Origin of the sequence: Clostridium felsineum DSM 794, from assembly GCF_002006355.2 — a bacterium.
GTDB classification, from domain to species: Bacteria; Bacillota; Clostridia; order Clostridiales; family Clostridiaceae; genus Clostridium_S; species Clostridium_S felsineum.
In genome coordinates this window covers 1,297,654-1,316,848 of record NZ_CP096980.1, presented here as the reverse complement: position 1 = coordinate 1,316,848, position 19,195 = coordinate 1,297,654, and the positions used below count along the sequence as shown (strand labels likewise).

At 30.0% G+C, this 19,195-nt stretch carries 16 protein-coding genes; all 16 read right to left on the bottom strand.

What is annotated here, in order from left to right:
- Positions 1-173: 173 nt before the first annotated feature.
- Complete coding sequence (locus CLFE_RS06135) at positions 174-689, bottom strand: hypothetical protein (RefSeq protein WP_077893457.1); 516 nt, start codon at positions 687-689, stop codon at positions 174-176.
- A 127-nt stretch (positions 690-816) separates the two neighbouring features.
- The gene (locus CLFE_RS06130; RefSeq protein ID WP_077893458.1) at positions 817-1,494 is read right to left on the bottom strand and encodes a hypothetical protein; all 678 of its coding nucleotides are present in this window, start codon (positions 1,492-1,494) and stop codon (positions 817-819) included.
- A 109-nt stretch (positions 1,495-1,603) separates the two neighbouring features.
- Complete coding sequence (locus tag CLFE_RS06125; protein ID WP_077893459.1) at positions 1,604-2,122, bottom strand: hypothetical protein; 519 nt, start codon at positions 2,120-2,122, stop codon at positions 1,604-1,606.
- Positions 2,123-2,260: 138 nt separating this feature from the next.
- Positions 2,261-2,857, bottom strand: a complete 597-nt coding sequence (locus tag CLFE_RS06120; RefSeq protein WP_077893460.1) for a hypothetical protein — start codon at positions 2,855-2,857, stop codon at positions 2,261-2,263.
- A gap of 168 nt (positions 2,858-3,025) precedes the next feature.
- The gene (locus tag CLFE_RS06115) at positions 3,026-3,544 is read right to left on the bottom strand and encodes a hypothetical protein (protein ID WP_077893461.1); all 519 of its coding nucleotides are present in this window, start codon (positions 3,542-3,544) and stop codon (positions 3,026-3,028) included.
- 138 nt (positions 3,545-3,682) lie between these two features.
- Positions 3,683-4,045 carry a hypothetical protein gene (locus tag CLFE_RS06110; protein ID WP_077893462.1) on the bottom strand — a complete coding sequence of 121 codons (363 nt, stop codon included), beginning with the start codon at positions 4,043-4,045 and terminating at the stop codon, positions 3,683-3,685.
- 36 nt (positions 4,046-4,081) lie between these two features.
- Positions 4,082-4,372, bottom strand: coding sequence for a hypothetical protein (locus CLFE_RS06105; protein WP_077893463.1), 291 nt, complete (start codon positions 4,370-4,372; stop codon positions 4,082-4,084).
- A gap of 165 nt (positions 4,373-4,537) precedes the next feature.
- The gene (locus CLFE_RS06100; protein ID WP_077893464.1) at positions 4,538-5,140 is read right to left on the bottom strand and encodes a hypothetical protein; all 603 of its coding nucleotides are present in this window, start codon (positions 5,138-5,140) and stop codon (positions 4,538-4,540) included.
- A complete protein-coding gene (locus tag CLFE_RS06095) occupies positions 5,137-6,486 on the bottom strand; it encodes a hypothetical protein (protein WP_077893465.1) in 1,350 nt (449 codons plus the stop codon). Before CLFE_RS06095 ends, CLFE_RS06100 begins: the two co-directional genes overlap by 4 nt.
- A 163-nt stretch (positions 6,487-6,649) precedes the next feature.
- Positions 6,650-11,290 carry a type VII secretion protein EssC gene (gene essC, locus CLFE_RS06090; protein WP_077893466.1) on the bottom strand — a complete coding sequence of 1,547 codons (4,641 nt, stop codon included), beginning with the start codon at positions 11,288-11,290 and terminating at the stop codon, positions 6,650-6,652.
- 30 nt (positions 11,291-11,320) lie between these two features.
- Positions 11,321-11,566: an EsaB/YukD family protein gene (locus tag CLFE_RS06085; protein ID WP_077832283.1), complete on the bottom strand. Its 246-nt coding sequence runs from the start codon at positions 11,564-11,566 to the stop codon at positions 11,321-11,323.
- Positions 11,567-11,584: 18 nt separating this feature from the next.
- Positions 11,585-12,667: an AAA family ATPase gene (locus tag CLFE_RS06080; RefSeq protein ID WP_077893467.1), complete on the bottom strand. Its 1,083-nt coding sequence runs from the start codon at positions 12,665-12,667 to the stop codon at positions 11,585-11,587.
- A 33-nt stretch (positions 12,668-12,700) separates the two neighbouring features.
- Entirely contained in the window at positions 12,701-14,116 is a 1,416-nt protein-coding gene (locus tag CLFE_RS06075; protein ID WP_077893468.1) for a DUF6382 domain-containing protein, read from the bottom strand.
- A 27-nt stretch (positions 14,117-14,143) separates the two neighbouring features.
- Positions 14,144-14,956 (bottom strand): PP2C family protein-serine/threonine phosphatase, encoded by an 813-nt coding sequence (locus CLFE_RS06070; RefSeq protein WP_077832280.1) that lies wholly within the window; start codon positions 14,954-14,956, stop codon positions 14,144-14,146.
- A gap of 259 nt (positions 14,957-15,215) precedes the next feature.
- On the bottom strand, positions 15,216-16,808 hold the full coding sequence (gene hcp, locus CLFE_RS06065) for a hydroxylamine reductase (RefSeq protein ID WP_077893469.1): 1,593 nt from the start codon (positions 16,806-16,808) through the stop codon (positions 15,216-15,218).
- Positions 16,809-16,906: 98 nt separating this feature from the next.
- Positions 16,907-19,138: a glycoside hydrolase family 3 C-terminal domain-containing protein gene (locus CLFE_RS06060; RefSeq protein ID WP_139356158.1), complete on the bottom strand. Its 2,232-nt coding sequence runs from the start codon at positions 19,136-19,138 to the stop codon at positions 16,907-16,909.
- Positions 19,139-19,195: the final 57 nt, after the last annotated feature.

The window sequence follows — 19,195 nt, the reverse complement described above, 5'->3', positions numbered from 1 at the left end:
TTAGTCATTTATCCATATAAACATTATCAATTTTCCCATATTCTCATATATTTTCTTTCTTCAAGCTTTGTATAAAAAAATATAGCTACTCGCTTCTTAAATCTTATCATCTTTTACCTCCAAAATACTGTTCACCATCTACTAGCCACTGCTTACTTTCTTTCGAGATATTCTTACTTATTAGCTTTCTGTCTACGTGTTTGTGATAGTTTTTTCTCATACTCTCTAATTTCATTAGTATGGTTTCCACACTTTTCATAAACATTTTTTTTATCCGCATACACTATAAAATCTTTAAACTTTCCACTTTTTTTATATATTGGTTCTAAATAATACTCATAATTATTATTATTTTTACATTTATATGCTGGAATCCTTAATTCACATATTTCACCATTAATATAGAATATAATATTATAGGCTCTTCCTCTTACTGTATCAATCTGTTCTATCATATAATCTATTCTGTCTACCTTATCTGCTTTTAATAATTTTGTATATCTTTCTATTTGATTTTTGTGCCATTTGTTTATATGTGCTGCTGGTATATAAAATACTATAAAAAGCATACTACCCATAATCAAACTAAAATCAATACCACATCTTATAGTATATAAAATATCAAAGCATATGGCTGCAATACTTATTGTATAAAAAAATATAGCTACTCTCTTCTGAAATCTTATCATCTCTTACCTCCAAATACGGATTTTATTCCACCTTCTATTGACTTTACCTCTTCTGGTACATAGCTAAAATGGAAACTATTCTGTGTTGTACAAAATCACTATTGTAGGTAATTTGACTCAATACACTTTATTTCTTTTTCTCCAATTCAAACTCTTTTCTCATTTTTCTGCTAGTTTTCTTTCTTATATTGTTGATAGAAATTTCTTGTGTTTTGCTATCTACAACATTATCTTTTACATGCTTTAACTTTGGTTTTGGTCTTATTGCTTTTTCATTCTTTCCTTCTTTTTCCTCTATATTTTCTTCCTTCAATCTCTCCATTTCCTTATATCTTTTAACATCCTGACTATAACTATGAGCTTTATCACGAAGATTTTTTTTGTCCATATATACTACAAATTCTCTTACTCTGCCCTTTCTGTCGTATACTGGTCTTAAGTAATATTCATTATTTTTATTGTTTCTACAATCCGTAGTACTAACACTCATACAGAAGTTTTTTCCTTCTATATAAAATTCAATTATGTAATATGATCCTCCCCTATAAAACTTCTGTGTCTTGACCATATAATCTATTCTCTTTATGTTCTTTCCATCCAGTAGTTCTCCATATGCTTTTCTTAATCTTCTATACTTCTTATGATATCTTAGTCCTATAAGAAAAAATATCATAGTAAATGCTATTATAAACATATCATTTTTAAAACTAAAAGGAATCCCTCTTAATATTCCAGCTATCTCCATACATGCAAAAAATCCCGATATAAGATAAAATATTATTGCTACCACTTTATATAATCTCATTACTTACTATCTCCTAGTCCCATCACCTTTAACTCCCCTAGAAAATATTTGCTATAAAATCCACTACTTACACCTTAATATATATGGTGGTATACTTACCTTCGTTATTTTACTTATCTTTATTCCTCTGTCTACGTGCTTGCGATAATTTTTTCTCATACTCCCTGAGTTCAACTCCTGAATTTATGCATTTTTCATCAGACTCCTTTTTATCCGCATATGCTATAAAATCTTTAAACTTTCCATTCTTTTTATATATTGGTTCTAAATAATAATCATAATTATTATTATTTTTACATTTATATGCTGGAATCCTCAATTCACACATTTCACCATTAATATAAAATAGAATATTATATGCTCTTCCTCTTACTGTATCAATATGATCTATCATATAATCTATTCTGTCTACCTTGTCTGCTTTTAATAATTTTGTATATCTTTCTATTTGATTTTTGTGCCATTTGTTTATATGTGCTGCTGGTATATAAAATACAATGAGAAACATGCTACTCATAATCAAACTAAAATCGATACCACATTTTATAGTATATAAAATATCAAAGCCTATTGCTGCAATACTTATTGTATAAAAAAATATGGCGAATCTCTTCTGTAATCTTATCATCTCTTACCTCCAAATACGGATTTTATTCCACCCTCTATTGACTTTACCTCTTCTGGTACATAACTAAAATGAAAACTATCCTGTGTACCTTCTGTGTTGTACAAAATCACTATTGTAGGTAATTTGACTCAATACACTTTACTTTTTTTGCTCTAATTCAGATTGTTTTCTCATTTTTCTGCTGGTTTTCTTTCTTATCTTGTTGATAGCAACCTCTTGTGCTTTAGTTGTTGCAGTATTATCTTTCACATGCTTTAACTTTGGTTTTGGTCTTATTGCTTTTTCATTCTTTTCTTCTTTTAATCTTTGCATTTCTTTATATTGTTCAAGATCATCCAGATAATTAAAAACCTTATTTTGAAGATTTTTTTTATCCATGTATACTACAAATTCTCTCACTCTGCCCTTTCTGTCGTATACCGGTCTTAAATAATATTCGTTATTTTTGTTGTTTCTACAGTCCATCTTCGTAGCTTTCATTGTAAATGGCTTTCCTTCTATGTAATATTCCAATATATAATAGTCTCCTCCTTTGTAGAATTTGTGATCCTTAATCATATAATCTATTTTTTCTACATTCTTTCCATCTAACAATTCTTTACACACTCTTCTTAACGCTCTATATTTTCTATGATTTATCAGACCAATAAGAAAAAAAACAACACTAAATGCTATTATAAACATATCTTCTTTTAAATTAAAAGGAATTCCTCTTAATATTCCGGCTATCTCCATATAAGCAAAAAATCCTGCTATTAAATAAAATATTATTGTTAATCCCTTATAAACTCTCAGCGATTATCAACTCCTAAGTTTATTGGCTTTAATTCACCTTTAAAATACTCCATATGAAATCCACTATATATGTCCTCTTTGTTTTGTAAATATATAGGAATGGTATATTTACCTATACTTAGCCTTCTGTCTACGTGCTTCTGATAGTTTTTTCTCATACTCTCTGAGTTCAATTCCTGAATTTATGCATTTTTCATCAGACTCATTTTTATCTGCATACACTATAAAATCTTTAAACTTTCCATTCTTTTTATATATCGGTTCTAAATAATATTCATAATTATTATTATTTTTACACTTATATGCTGGAATCCTCAATTCACACATCTCACCATTAATATAGAATAGAATATTATAAGCTCTTCCCCTTACTGTATCAATATGGTCTATTATATAATCTATTCTATCTGCCTTATCTGCTTTTAATAATTTTGTATATCTTTCTATTTGATTTTTGTGCCATTTATTTATGTGTGCTGCTGGTATATACAATACGATAAAAAGCATACTACCCATAATCAAACTAAAATCAATACCACATCTTATAGTATATAAAATATCAAAGCCTATGGCTGCAATACTTATTGTATAAAAAAATATAGCTACTCTCTTCTGAAATCTTATCATTTTTTACCTCCAAATATTGATTTTATTCCACCCTCTATTGACTTTACCTCTTCTGGTACATAGCTAAAATGGAAACTATCCTTTGTACCTTCTGTGTTATACAAAATCACTATTGTAGGTAATTTGACTCAATACACTTTACTTCTTTTTCTCCAATTCAAACTCTTTTCTCATTTTTCTGCTAGTTTTCTTTCTTATATTGTTGATAGAAATTTCTTGTGTTTTACTAGCTGCAGTATTATTTTTCACATGCTTTAACTTTGGTTTTGGTCTTATTGCTTTTTCATTCTTTTCTTCTTTTTCCTCTATATTTTCTTCCTTTAATCTCTCCATTTCCTTATATCTTTCAACATCCTGACTATAACTATGAGCTTTATCACGAAGATTTTTTTTGTCCATATATACTACAAATTCTCTTACTCTGCCCTTTCTGTCGTATACCGGTCTTAAGTAATATTCATTATTTTTATTGTTTCTACAATCCATAGTACTAACACTCATACAGAAGTTTTTTCCTTCTATATAAAATTCAATTATTTAATATGATCCTCCCCTATAAAACTTCTGTGTTTTGACCATATAATCTATTCTCTTTACATTCTTTCCATCCAGTAGTTCTCCATATGCTTTTCTTAATCTTCTATACTTCTTATGATATCTTAGTCCTATAAGAAAAAATACAGTACTCAGTGCTATAATAAGTATATAGTATTTAATAGCTACATGATTCCCTCGTATTATTCCAGTTATTACTCCAGCAATTTCCATATATCCGAAAAATCCAGCTATAAGATAAAATATTATTGCTACCACTTTATATAATCTCATTACTTACCATCTCCTAATCCCATTGCTTTTAACTCGTCTGGAAAATATTCACTATGAAATCCATTACTTATACCTTCTTTGTTATACAATAATGTCTAAATACAGACTCAAATTACTTCAGTTTCTAATGCAATTAAATTTAATACTTATGGACATTAATATATATTATCTTTGTTTATTATATTTCTTTTTCATCCTCTTACTTTTTGTTTTTGGTAATGCTAACTCCTTAGACTCTATATGTTTAGGTTTTTCTTCTTCCTTTTCTTCCTTCAATCTTTGCATTTCCTTATAATTTTCCAGATCACGCTCATAACTAATTTCTTTATCAAAAACATTTTTCTTGTCCATATATGGTACCAGTTCTTTAACTCTACCTTTTCTATCATATACTGGTCTTATATAATATTCATTATTTTTATTGTTTCTACAGTCCATCTTCGTAGCTTTCATTGTAAATGGCTTTTCTTCTATGTAATATTCCAATATATAATAGTCTCCTCCTTTGTAGAATTTGTGATCCTTAATCATATAATCTATTTTTTCTACATTCTTTCCATCTAACAATTCTTTACACACTCTTCTTAACGCTCTATATTTTCTATGATTTACTATTGCAATCAAATACAATATCAAATTCATTACATTATAGCTTAAATATCCATTAATTGTAATATAATTTCCCATTATTGTTCCATATATTTCTGCAAAGCTCATACTTCCTGCTATTAAATAAAATATTATTGTTAATACCTTATAAACTTTCATCGATTATCAACTCCTAAGTTTATTGGATTTAATTCACCTTTAAAATACTCCATATGAAATCCACTATATACATCTTCTTTATTATACAAATATATAGATGTTGGTATATTATACATATTTAACTTTATATCAAATCTCGCTTCATTTATTTTGTTTACAGCTTGCTTAATATCACCTTTATTTGATACAATTTGCCTTTGTAAATTATTTAAATTATTATTATAGTTTTGTGCATTTACGCTTAACTTAGGTAATAATTTACTATGATTATCTAAATATTTACTATCATTATAGTAATTAAAATTCTTTTTATATTGACCAAGTTCAGTCTTACTAACATTTCCTTTTAAACTTTTAATATAGTCTATCTTTTTTTGTGCGTTATTTATATAATCAATTTTCTTCTGAGTTTCCACTAATTTAGCAGTTGTCATATTGCTTGACTTCTCTATCTTTTTTATAGCATCAATTGCATCTGCTGATTTTGCACTCTCATTGGATATAATCAATCCATCTTTACCTAAATTAGACGGATTATGAATAAGATTCAATAAAGATATGGTAGCCATTCCCATATCAACTCCTGTCATCCAACAGTTTCTTGCATAATCAGCATACTTATCACTTTCTCCCATAAATTTTGCAAAGTTATATACACCCAACCCAGAAGCCCCTTTAATTAATCCATATCTAAACTCTCCATTTTGTGCATCTTTCTGAATATCTACCGAACTTTTTTTCTTTACATTTCTATCATATAATTGATTTGCATTTGACCATATTGTATCTACACTAATACATATACTAGCTATACTTAAGCACTTCCATACTACTTGAACAGCCCTTGCAAAACCTACTAAAGCACCAACTTCTGGCAAGAATATTCCTGTAACGATACCTCCTATTCCTTCAAGTGCCATAATAGATACTTTATCTACAGTATCTTTATTCCTATCATACCAAGATTCTGCGGAATCAATAGCATTTCCAACTGGATTATCTCCAATCTTCTCTCCAAGTGTTAATAGTCCTATCTTTTTTCTATAGTCATAACCACTTGATTTTATTCTGCTTGCACAATTTTTATCCATCTCAGTAAATTTCGTTATCACATAGATTACATTTGAATTCATTTTTTCCATTTTATCTTCAAGTGAATTTATTTCTTTTAATTTATTATGTAAATTGGTTAGTTCTATTTCTGTTGATTTTGATTTATTTTTTAATGAAAAGCTGTTTATAGCTGAATTCAAATTTCGTTTTACTTCTTCCAGTTTTGAACGGGACTGTGATATTTCCATTGCTAAACTTTCCATTTCTCCTGTGGATATTCCTATTTTACCCATATGTAGTCACCCTCTTTAGCTATTTTTAACTTCAAATTTTTATTTATCTTTAGTTTTGTATATACAAAATCGGAGGCTAAATTTAAACGGCACCTGTAGAGATATTAATTGATTTACCTACCTTTATCTGTATGTGCCATTGTTATCAGCCTCCAATATTGTATTACTTAGAGTATAATGGAACTTTTATTTTTACGAATTCATCTTTTCTAATAAAGTAACTATCGCCTTTAGTAAAGTTCTTCTCCTTAAAATTATATGGCAACATAATTTCATGGAACTTTTGGCTATTTAAGCTGTCAAACATAAAGCCAAAGCTTTCATTTCTCATCTCTTTGACAAATCCATAGGTATACATATAGTTCATAAAGCTTTCTTCTGTTCCTGCTGCCACAACAGAAACCTTCAAATTTTTATCCTTTTCTATTATGTCCCCTAATACATTTAACACTTCTATTTCTTGATTAAACTGTTGTATAAAATCATTTATATCATCAATAAACACTGTTATTAAAGGAATACTATCTAAATATTCTTTTTCACTAAGCGCTGATGCTGCACTATTGACTTTCAATTCATTTATTACATTTCTTCTTTCTTCTATTTTATTTTTTATTTGAAGCATTGCATTTCTAGTTTCATCCGTTCTATAACAATATGCTTTAACTGAAATCGCTTCTTTCATATCTAATAATCCATAATTTCCAGAGTCTATTAGGTAAATTTCTGACTCATCTAATGTTACTGTTACATCTAAAATATGTGCAATACTCTTTAAAACATTAGATTTACCTGTTTTAGATTTTCCAACTACAGTTACTATTGGATTATCTATTAAGTTTCCATATAAATGTTCAACTTCGTCATAATCTATACCTATTGGATATGTGTATTTTTTAGGTTCGTCTATACTTTTCAACTCTTCCAGTGAAGTTTCTATGTTAAGTACTTCTGGTACAATAGGTATTGGTTTTGCCTTTTTACCAGTCCAGAGGGAATTGAATTTGTTAATGATTTTTTTCGTATTTAAAGCTCTTTCTGCTTCACTTTCTCCATAGGAAGGCAATGCGATTTGTGCCTCATAAACGCTATCAGTATTAATTAAAATTCTTCCCTTTTTATTTTCAGGCTCCATTCTAACTCTTCCTGTAATATTTGAGTACTCTGACTTGTCAACACAAGTAAGTGATACTGCTAATTTAAAGTTTGTTGTCACCTTATATCTAACATTAGAATAACTTGCTGCGGTTATAACTAAGCTTATTCCAAGTGTTCCACCTTCTCTTGATAGGAATATAAATTCATCCTCAAGATCCGGATAAAACTCTATTAAAGCTGCATAGTTATCTAAAACCATAACTATTTGAGGTATTACAGCCCCACCAACTTCCCTATAAGCTTTTAGTGAACCAACTCCATTTTGAGAGAAAATTTTCTTTCTTCTATCAATTTCCTTACGAATATACTTTAATAAATTCATAAGCTTTTCTTCATCATCAGAAGTTACTACACCACCAACATAAGCTGACTCTTCGTACATTTTTAAAGTTCTTGCACCAAAATCTAGTATATACATATTAACTTCTTCTGGTGTATAGTTAAGCATTAAAGATATCATTAAGGTTTGAAGGAAGGTTGTTTTACCGTAACCAGGTGCACCTATTAATAGAAGATGTCCTAGCTCTCCTAAATCAATTTCAAGAGGTCTTTGATCTTGTCTTTCTGGATCATCTAGCATTCCAATTACAGGGCATATCCACTTGCTAGACTCAATCCACTCCTTGCCATTAAAGCCTGTCTTATTATCTCTAAGTAAATCTTCTAAATATATTTCAGCTTCTAACGGAGGTAACCATGGTCCATCAAGTCTTTCAATATTATTTTCACTGCATACCTTATCTATCTCTTCTATAGCTGCATCTAGCTGAGTCATTTTCTTTTTATCTTTTTCTTTATCTTTAGTGGAATATAAAAGACTTCTAGTTCCATCTATTCCCACATTAAATATTTCAATTTCCTTTTTGTTAACATCATCTTCATCGTACTTTTTAGCACCACTCCAAGCAGATTGAAACAATTCAAATATTTCATTATTACCAACTTGAAAATATGCTCTACCAGGTTCAACTATATCTGCTGCCAAGGATGACTTTAAAACTTCCTTACTATCTTCAGCATCTTGAACCTTAAGACATAGCTTGAACTTTGAGTTACTCCAAATCTGATTGTCTACAACACCAGCTGGCTTTTGTGTTGCAAGTATAAGGTGAACTCCCAAACTTCTTCCTATTCTGGCTGTACTCACTAGCTCTGCCATAAACTCTGGCTGATCACTTTTAAGCTCTGCAAATTCGTCCGCTACTATAAGTAAATGTGGTATTGGTTCTGTTACCTTCTTTTCTTTATAAAGCTTTATATATGCGTCAATATGATTAACATTATATCTACCAAAAATTCTTTGTCTTCTCTTAAGCTCACTTTTTATAGATACAAGGGATCTGTTTATTTGATTTCCGTCAAGGTTTGTAATTGTTCCAACTAAGTGAGGTAAATTTTTAAATAAGTTTGCCATACCTCCACCCTTGTAGTCAATTATTATTAATGCTACATCGTATGGGTGATAATTTATTGCCAGTGAAATAATATAGGTTTGTAGTATTTCACTCTTACCAGATCCGGTAGTTCCCGCAACAAGACCATGTGGTCCATGATATTTTTCATGAAGGTTTAAGTATTCTATTTCATCTCCAGCTTTAACACCTATTGGAACCTCCATAGTTTCATATACCTTATTTTTCTCCCAATTTGAAAGTACGTTAAAATCTTTTGTCCTCTTTATACCATATAAATCGAATAACGTAATCATACTTTTTAAAGAGCTTTCTGAGAAAGAACTCCTTACATTAATTGGTGCCATCCTTTTAGAATATTCATAACACTTTTCTAGATTTACATCATCAAAAGCAAATTGTAATTGATGTTCACGATTTATTGTGGCAGTACAATTTCCTGTGTAACCCTCTAAAACCTCTATGACATTTGTACATTCACTTGGAAGCATTTCTATACTTTCATTTATAAATATTGCAGTCATACTTATATTGTTTTTATTTTCCAAATAAGGCATTATAGGCTCATTATCTGTCACCTTATTGTCTGCAACAAAAACTATGTAATGAGGTAAACTTGGCTTTACTTCTCTACTGTCAGTATTTAAATCAGTACGCTCTCTTGCAACCTCATAAAGATAACTAAGTACATTATGTGAAGACTCCTTATCAAAGCCCATAAATCTTATGTCTTTTTTATCACTCCATATATGAGGTACCCATCTTACCCACTTTAAAAATTCTTTATCCATATTTGGTGCTATAACAGCTACCTTTACATCTTTATAAAAATGGCTTGCAGTTATTTTTACAAGCAAATTAGATATAAACTTATATGTATAGTCCTTTCTGCCAACTACACCTATTGGAGTAGAATTTAATAAATTTAAGCTTAAAGGTACATCTTTTACCCTCTGATATTTCTTTCTAAGCTCCGGTGCAAGTTTTTCAAGCTCGTCTATCTCCATTTTGTTTTTATTATCTGGAATTTTTATTGAAAAGGATATTGAAGTGTCTCCGTGTCCAAGCATTATATTTAAAAAGTCAGGATGGTCAATTTTTCTTTCCCATAGTCTTCTATCAAATTCACTTACAAAGTCAAAACATTCCTTGATTTCTGGATTCATAATTTTCAAGTTTTTCTTTTGTACTTCTACTGTAGCTGCTATTTCCTTTTCCTTTTCACTAATATACTCTCTATAAAATTTGTTTCTTTTCTTTTTATACTTTCTAGAGCTAATAAATTCTGACGCAAAAGTTACTACACTCACAATTGCGGAAAGTCCAACCATTCCCACAGAATACATCATGTAAGAGCTGTTGCCGCCTAATTTAGATGACATAGCAGACATCATAACTACCGTACCAATAACAGGTATTACAGAAAGCAAATACTGCATGGACACCTTGTTTGCTTTGTCTGGTGGAGCATCTATTTCTATCTCACCTTGTGGAAGCTCAACTAAAAATCTTGGTGATCTATAGAAATCGGGATAACTCATATGCTTATCAAACCTACCATTATTGTATACTGTAAGTCCTTTTATAATTATGTTTTCATTTAAGTTTGAAAGTGCTAAAGAATTATCCTTAAACAAAATCTTATGTCCACAAATTGTAATAAAATTATTATCTTTTAAATAAACTTTATCTTCTACCTTTTTTCCATCTACATATACGCCATATTTAGATTTAAGATCTGTTACATAAAACTCATTATTTGAATCAAGCTTTATTTCACAATGCCTATTATCTATTAAATCATCCTGCACACATATATTATTATCTTCATTTTTTCCAATACTTAAAGAAGTAGTATCCTTTAAAGAAATTACTTTATCATAGTTTTCTTTTTCCACTATGAAGTCTATGAAAAAGTTGATTTTAAATAATTCTTCTCTATCTTTTAAATTCTTAATGGTTATTTGATCACCATTAATTAGCACCTTTCTAGGAGTTTTAATATCATTTACTATACAGTATGCATTCTCTCCATCCTTAATTTGCCAAGAGGTATTTATTTTATTGAAGTAAATATAAACTAGTTCTTCTGTATCTAGCTTTAATTTAATATCACAATTTCCCCCGTTACCAACTAGTATGGTTCCTTTTCCATAATCGTCTAAGTCTATTTCTTTATAAAAGTCTGAATTATAAAGTATAAGGACATTACTATAATTTCTTTTTTCTTCCATTCTTTCACCTCTTAAATTTCACTATAATAGCTATATCAATATTATTGTGCTTCCATTGGCTATACCATATTTTTTTAACACGTCGTTTCCCTTTAAGAAGCCTGTTGGATTTTCTGTTTTTATATAATATCCAGATATCTTTATATTTCTTTCTTCAAATTGTAATGCTTTATTTAAAGCAGCACATATCTCTTTTACTGTGCTATCTATAGGTATTTCAAGTTCATATTCTTCTTTAGTTCCTTCGATTTTTACTATTACTACTGCTTTCTCCAAAACTTTTCTCCTCCATATTTACAGCAATTTCATCATCAGTTCATCTATACCTCTTAAAAAAATACTTCCTCTATTCTTTAAATATGTTAAGCTAGTAACGCTCTCTAGTGCCTCATCGTAATATATCTTTTGAATAATTGGCTTTTTCTCTCTTAACAAAACATCTGGTATGGTGTTTTCTGAACTATCCTTATATTTATTTTGTATAAAGCAAAAGTTATGTAGGTTATCCAGCTGTTTTAAAAAATTTTGCAGCTTTACATTTGAAAGTTTATCCTGTCCAATTGGTACTATAACTTTAGAAGATATTTCAAAGATGGTTTTATAATTTATATTAAAAGTAGAACTTAAGTCAACTATTATGTAGTTGTACATATCTGTTTCTAATAACTTTTTAAGCATAAATTTTACATCATCTACTTTTAACTCTTCTATATCAAGTACACTATCCACTGGTGCAAAATAATTTATTCCACTTTCTTCATCCTTTAATACTATATCCTTAATAACTTCTTTAAAATTTTCATCTCGCTCTTTTATAAAGTAAAGAAAGTCGGACATATTTTTACTTGTATTACAATCAAAGAAAACTAAAGTTGATTGTAAATCTTCCAGGTTCAAATATAACACTTCTTTATTTAAATCCGTCAGCTTTTTAGCTACCTCTACCGCAATAGTTGATTTACCTATTCCACCAACTGGTGAATACAGTGTTATTATATTGCCCTCTTGCCTTTTTGCCTCTTCTTTAGTATCTTCTGGATTATTATTGTAATATACACTCAATATTTCCTTGCAAAGTCTTTCACCTGGTTGATATTTTTTAAGTACAGCAAATCCATTAAATTCCTTTATGTTGTTGGCTTCTGACAAAACAGCAATAGTTTTTATTGAATTTCTAACAAGCCCATCATAAAACATATCTGGTGCAATAAGAAGTACATCTAAAATTCTATCTGAACTTACATACTTCTCTAGATATTCTCTACTAGTAAAGCATGTGATTCTAAAGGTATCTTCAAAGTTACTACTTACATAATTAACTAAACCCTTTAGGTATGCCGCATCTGTTTCTGCTATAATTAAATTTATCTTTGCCATAAATTACACCCCCATTTTAAAAAAACAGCTTTTCTATTCAATAGCAAATGTGAACTCACTATTAGCAAATATAATTGTATCTCCGTTTCTAATTTCATATAATTCATCACTATTTATTTTACGTCCATTTACAAAAGTTCCGTTTTTAGAATTTAAATCTATAAGATAATATTTTTCACCTTGTTTTCTTATTTCCGCATGAATTTTACCAACCGCTTTATTATCTGAAATATAATCTACTTGTCCAGATACTCTTCCTATTTTAAAGCAATCCTTATTTATAAATATCCTCTCCACCGTACCAGCTTTTTTGCTCATTAAGAAAGCTGTTTTTACATCTAAAAGCTCCGTTTCATAGGACATCTCTGTTACTATTTCTCGTTTTGAAGGTTTGCTTTTTTGGTCCTCTTTTCCCTTAACAATATAACTGGTATTGGCTTTTCTTTTATCGGCTACTGTTTCTACTTTATTTCTTCCCCTTAACCAAATAAAAGTTGTAAGAGCTCCATCTAAAATGACAACTAGTACTATGGATAAAATCTTAATCAAAATATTAGGTATAAATATAGCTTCAACTGCAATTATCCCTATTGATACTAATTGAAATATAGCTGTAAATATTATTTTAAGGATTTTGCTACTTCGGGCTTTACTTTTTCTTTCCGGCTTTATTTCTTCAACCTTTGGTGTGTCATTTACCTTACTAACTTCAACTTCATTATTAACTTCTTTTTCATGGTCAGCATTTATATTCTCTACTATACTAACTCTGTTCATATTAATATCTGAAATTTCTTCTTTTTCTACTGTAACCTCTGGGAGTTCTATCTTATCTTCAACTTTATTTACTTCCCCACTAGAGTCATTTACAGAACTTCTTTCAGCTTCTTCAAGATAATTTTTAAAACCTACTAATGTGAAATCTTCTTTTCTAAGATATTTTAAAGTTTCTTGAATTATATTTTCTGAATTTTTTTCTTCAACCGTAACAAAATCTATAATTAAACTTTTTATAAGATTTCTATATGTACTATTTATATCTTCTTCATTACTTATATTAAAAGGTAGATACAATAAATTAATGCTTAAATCTTTTTCATTTATAAATATTGTTCCTAAATCCATAAAGAATTTTTTCTCATCTAAAAAGTAGTTTTTACATTCTAAAAGACATACAGCCATATTTTTTAATATAGTTATAAACTCGCTTTTTCTTATAGTTCTGCCCTTTAAATATTCTTTTACAGGTATTCTTCCTGTAGCATCATACAAAATTTTTATTCTATCGTTAAATTGTCTTATTTCAATATTCAAAGCACCTGAAGTTGGATTATTATTTATCATTTCAACTTCATAATCAATAATACAATCTATATCATTCAAATAAGTTACTATATAATTTTTTGAAGGATTATTTTCAAACTCCAACTTTAAATTATTTTTATCCATTACTCATACTCCTCTTTTCTTTGTGTTCTAAAATCCAACATGTTTTTTTAATTTTTCTATAAAACCTTCATCAGATACAAATCCAACTATTATTACTGATATGTTGTCCTTTTCTCCTCTTTCTTTAACCCTATTTACAAACTCCTGTGCAGTATTTTGAAGTACGTCATTATCTATAGCATTTTTAATTTTTTTTATTTCATCATACAACTCTTTTTCTTCAAACTTATTATAAAGACCATCACAGCAAAGAATGAAAACATCATTTTTATTTATCCTTCCATACTGCTTAAAAACTTCGATATTTTCTTTAACCCCAACACATTGTGTAAGTATATTTTTCCTGGCACTGCTTTTAGCTTCATCTTCTGTCATAATATTATTTTTTACGTTCATAGCTACTAAGGTATGATCCTCCGTTAGCTGCTTTATTTCTTTATTTATTTTGTATATTCTACTGTCTCCAACATGAACAATATAATATTTATCCTTACAAAGTAATAATGCCGATATGGTTGTACCAACTTTGGCTAATTCTTTTTCACCATATTCCCTGATTTTTTTATTAACAACCTCTATAACTTTTACCATAAAATTTATTATTTGATTTTCATCTTTTTCATTTATTACTCTTTCATAATTTTTATCAAACCATTCTTTGAAAGATTTAACTGAAATAGAACTAGCTACTTCTCCAAAAGAAAGCCCTCCCATTCCATCACACATAACAAATAAACCAATATCCTGATTATTATTCTCATAAATCTTAACTAAGAAATTATCTTGATTAGTTGGCTTTACATTTCCTTTATCGCTTACAGCACCTACTACAATTTCCATATATGCTCCTTTGATCTCATCACCATATTTATGTAAATTCTAAACTATAGGTTTCCTAAGTAAACCATATATCATAATAACATTATTTTTTCAAATTTTCCACCCTCTACACCCTTTTTTTCTCAAATTTGCATTTCGTTTTTTAGTAGAATTGAAAAATAAATTAAACTCAATTATTAGGCGTATTTAGCCAATTAAAATGCAAAAAAAAAGCTGCATCCTAATTTCTTAGTTTGCAGCTTTTTTTTTACCTGTTTTATTACATGTTTTCAAACATTTTTATATCATCTTCTACGTTAGTTATTCCACCTATTCCAAAGTTATCAACTAAAACCTTTGCTACATTTGCTGATAAGAATGCTGGAAGTGTTGGTCCGAGATGAATGTTTTTAACTCCAACATATAATAGTGCAAGAAGTACTATTACAGCTTTTTGCTCATACCAAGCTATATTGTATGATATAGGAAGTTCATTTACATCTTCAAGTCCAAATACTTCTTTAAGCTTAAGTGCTATTACTACTAATGAATATGAATCATTACATTGTCCAGCATCAAGTACTCTTGGAATACCACCTATGTCTCCAAGGTCAAGCTTATTATATTTATACTTAGCACAACCTGCTGTAAGTATAACCGCATCCTTTGGAAGTGCTTTTGCAAAATCAGTGTAGTAATTTCTTGTTTTTGCTCTACCGTCACAGCCTGCCATTACATAAAATCTCTTGATTGCTCCTGATTCTACTGCATCTACAACCTTGTCAGCTAATGCTATAACTTGATTATGTGCAAAGCCTCCAATTATTTCTCCTTTTTCTATTTCTGTTGGTGCTGCACATTTTTTAGCATGTTCTATTATTTGAGAGAAATCTTTTGGCTCTCCATTTTCAATGTGTTTAACTCCTGGATAACCTGTTACACCTGTTGTGTACATTCTATCAATGTATGATGCTTTTGGAGGAACTATACAGTTTGTAGTCATTAATATTGGTCCATTAAAGCTTTCAAACTCTTCTGTTTGTTTCCACCATGCATTTCCATAGTTCCCTACAAAGTGAGAATACTTTTTAAATGCTGGATAGTAATTTGCTGGAAGCATTTCGCTGTGAGTATAAACATCTACTCCAGTTCCCTCTGTTTGTTTTAAAAGCTCTTCTATATCCTTTAAATCATGTCCACTTATTAATATTGCAGGATTGTTTCTAGTTCCTATATTAACTTTTGTTATTTCAGGATTTCCGTAAGTTTCTGTATTGGCTTTATCTAAAAGTGCCATTGCATCTACTCCAAATTTACCACACTCTAAAGCTAATTTAACTAACTCATCTGCGCCTAAGGTATCATCTAAAGTTGCAGCTAAAGCCTTTGCTACAAATCCTTGTATATTGCTGTCTTCATAGCTTAAATTACGCGCATGCTTTAAATATGCTGCGATACCTTTAATTCCATAAGTCAATAACTCTCTTAAAGATCTTATATCTTCATTTTCAGTTGAAAGTACTCCAACTGCATCATTCTTTTCGTTAAGCTCCTTATCAAAGCCTTTTTCTTTTAACTGTTTCTTTAATTCTTCTTTGTACTCTATTCCTTTTTCAATTCTCTCAGTAAATATATCTTCATCAAAGTTTGCATTTGTTATTGTTGCAAAAAGGCTATCAATTACAAAATTATCTACCTCTTTGTTTACTGATCCTAATTTTCTTGCCTCTACGTTATATAATGAAACTACTTTTAATGTATATATTAATAAATCTTGCTTTTTAGCTAAGTCTTCTGTTTTTCCGCAGACACCTCTTACTGTACATCCCTTGCAGCCTGCTGCTTCTTGACATTGATAACAAAACATACTCATTACTCTACCTCCGTAAAATTATTTTTCCTTGTTATGGTTAAATTATATTACGGTATAGTGTTTCATTCGGTAACAATTGTTACATCAACAAAATAAATTTAATTTGCATTAAAGGTATCCTGTAAACCACTGGTTTGAAGTACATTATCATCAGAAGTACCTCCTACAACTACAGTAAAATGTCCTAGCTCTGCTGTCCATGAACTTGTAGTTTCATTGAAATACGAAAGTGCTCTTTTATCTATGCTAAATTGTAGAGTTTCTGTTTCCCCTGGATTTAATAATTTTGTTTTTGCAAAGCCTTTTAATTCTTTATCCGGTCTATCTACTACATTTGAAGAAGCTTTAATGTAAAGTTGAGCTACCTCTTTACCTTTCACACTTCCTGTATTAGTAATATCTGCTGTCACATTAATTACTGAATTGTCATCCTTCAAATCAAATTTATCTGAACTTAATTTTATATTGCTATACTTAAAGTTTGTGTATGAAAGTCCATATCCAAATCTATATTGTGGTATTACATTTTTAGAATCATAATAACGGTATCCAACATAAATTCCTTCTTTATAATTGACTGGTGTTTTTGTATCCTTAGGAAAATAGCTTGAATCTGGCACATCTGAATACTTAACTGGCCAAGTAACTGTAAGCTTTCCTGATGGATTCACACTTCCGTTAATTATATTTCCTATTGCCTCTGCTCCCTTATTGCCTGGAAGTCCTACCCAAAGAATAGAATCAGCATATTGTGACCAGCTTGCAGTCTCAACTGGTGCTCCCGTATTTAACACTACAATAACTTTCTTATTTACTGCATGATATGCCTGTCCTAAAGTTTTTATAAGCTTCTCTTGCTCATCACTTAAATTCATTGAACTGTAATCTGAACCTTCATGACCTGGAAGTCCTATTGAAATAATAACAGCATCCAAATTTGTAGCTGATGCAATTGCAACTTCATTTGATACTCCCTCTTCAATGTTATTACCATTAACTTTAGTAGTTACATTAAAGCCTGCATTTTTAATTCCATCCACAAGTGAGGTAACATCATTAGAATCAGCATTTACAGTTGCACTACCGTTTCCTTCATATATAATACCACTGTCTGAAAACGCATTTTTTCCTGCTACAAGTACTTTATTCCCTGATTTTAGTGGAAGCGTATTATTATCATTTTTAAGAAGAACTATTCCTTCCTCTGCTAAATTTCTTGCCACCACATCCCCCTCTACTTGAAGATTTTGTGTAAGTTTAGTCTTCTTTAAAAATTGCTTTTTATCACCATACTCACCTTTAAAGGTTGGTGTCTTTATAACCAGTTTTAAAATATTTTTAATTGCCCTATCAAGATCACTTTCTTTAATTGCTCCCCAGGATGTAACAGCCGGCTTAATCTGTAGTAACCAAGCTGGCATTACTATTCCTGCCATGTTATAAAATCCACCGGGCTCATTAAGATCAAGTCCATTTTTGAAAGCCTCTGCTCTATTGTACGCACCCCAATCAGACATAATCATTCCATTAAATCCAAACTGATCTCTTAATACATTATTTAAAAGATAACTATTTTCTGTCATTCTTGTGCCGTTGACTTTGTTATATGCAGCCATTGCCGTCCATGGAGTTGCATTTTTCACCGTAGTTTCATACTGAGGAAGATAAATTTCTCTTAAAGCCCTTTCAGATATTATTTCATCACCATCAATTCTATTATTCTCTTGATTATTACCAGCAAAATGCTTTATACATGCTCCAACTCCCTCACCTTGAATTCCTTTTACTTCTTCTGTGCTAAGCTTGCCTATTAAATAGGGATCTTCTGAATAATATTCAAAGGTTCTTCCGCCCAGTGGATCCCTTACTATGTTCATAGCTGGTGATAAAATTACATCTGCACCATAATCTCTTCCTTCTTTAGCCATTACATCTCCAACTTGCCCCATCAATTCTGTAGACCAAGTAGAACCATTTAAAAGTGGATTTGGAAAACAAGTGGCATACTTTTTAGGGGCATAATTAGGAGTAATTGTAAGTCCGCCCATTCTTATTCCTTGGGGACCATCTGTAAGCTCTACTGCCGGTATGCCAAGCCTATCAATACCGAAAGTAGAACCTGCTCCTCCGTATGGTGTCATTAACCCTATTCCACAAACCATTTGACATTTTTCATCAAGTGTCATTTCTGAAATAACTGTAGGAATTGAAGCCTCATCTGTTAAGGTTACTACATTAGAAGCTTTCATCTTAGCATAGCTAAACTTAACTGGAAGAACTAATGACATTATTGTTATTAATCCTAGTATTTTATAAGCTCTTTTTCTCATAGTATCACCCTTTCTAACATGTTGTTTACTATATTCCACATTTTTATGTTTTTACCT

Coding starts and splice junctions, on each gene's coding strand:
- CLFE_RS06135 (WP_077893457.1), bottom strand. CDS start 689: ATGATAAGATTTCAGAAGAGAGTAGCTATATTTTTTTATACAATAAGT.
- CLFE_RS06130 (WP_077893458.1), bottom strand. CDS start 1,494: ATGAGATTATATAAAGTGGTAGCAATAATATTTTATCTTATATCGGGA.
- CLFE_RS06125 (WP_077893459.1), bottom strand. CDS start 2,122: ATGATAAGATTACAGAAGAGATTCGCCATATTTTTTTATACAATAAGT.
- CLFE_RS06120 (WP_077893460.1), bottom strand. CDS start 2,857: ATGGAGATAGCCGGAATATTAAGAGGAATTCCTTTTAATTTAAAAGAA.
- CLFE_RS06115 (WP_077893461.1), bottom strand. CDS start 3,544: ATGATAAGATTTCAGAAGAGAGTAGCTATATTTTTTTATACAATAAGT.
- CLFE_RS06110 (WP_077893462.1), bottom strand. CDS start 4,045: ATGAGTGTTAGTACTATGGATTGTAGAAACAATAAAAATAATGAATAT.
- CLFE_RS06105 (WP_077893463.1), bottom strand. CDS start 4,372: ATGAGATTATATAAAGTGGTAGCAATAATATTTTATCTTATAGCTGGA.
- CLFE_RS06100 (WP_077893464.1), bottom strand. CDS start 5,140: ATGAAAGTTTATAAGGTATTAACAATAATATTTTATTTAATAGCAGGA.
- CLFE_RS06095 (WP_077893465.1), bottom strand. CDS start 6,486: ATGGGTAAAATAGGAATATCCACAGGAGAAATGGAAAGTTTAGCAATG.
- essC (WP_077893466.1), bottom strand. CDS start 11,290: ATGGAAGAAAAAAGAAATTATAGTAATGTCCTTATACTTTATAATTCA.
- CLFE_RS06080 (WP_077893467.1), bottom strand. CDS start 12,667: ATGGCAAAGATAAATTTAATTATAGCAGAAACAGATGCGGCATACCTA.
- CLFE_RS06075 (WP_077893468.1), bottom strand. CDS start 14,116: ATGGATAAAAATAATTTAAAGTTGGAGTTTGAAAATAATCCTTCAAAA.
- CLFE_RS06070 (WP_077832280.1), bottom strand. CDS start 14,956: ATGGAAATTGTAGTAGGTGCTGTAAGCGATAAAGGAAATGTAAAGCCA.
- hcp (WP_077893469.1), bottom strand. CDS start 16,808: ATGAGTATGTTTTGTTATCAATGTCAAGAAGCAGCAGGCTGCAAGGGA.
- CLFE_RS06060 (WP_139356158.1), bottom strand. CDS start 19,138: ATGAGAAAAAGAGCTTATAAAATACTAGGATTAATAACAATAATGTCA.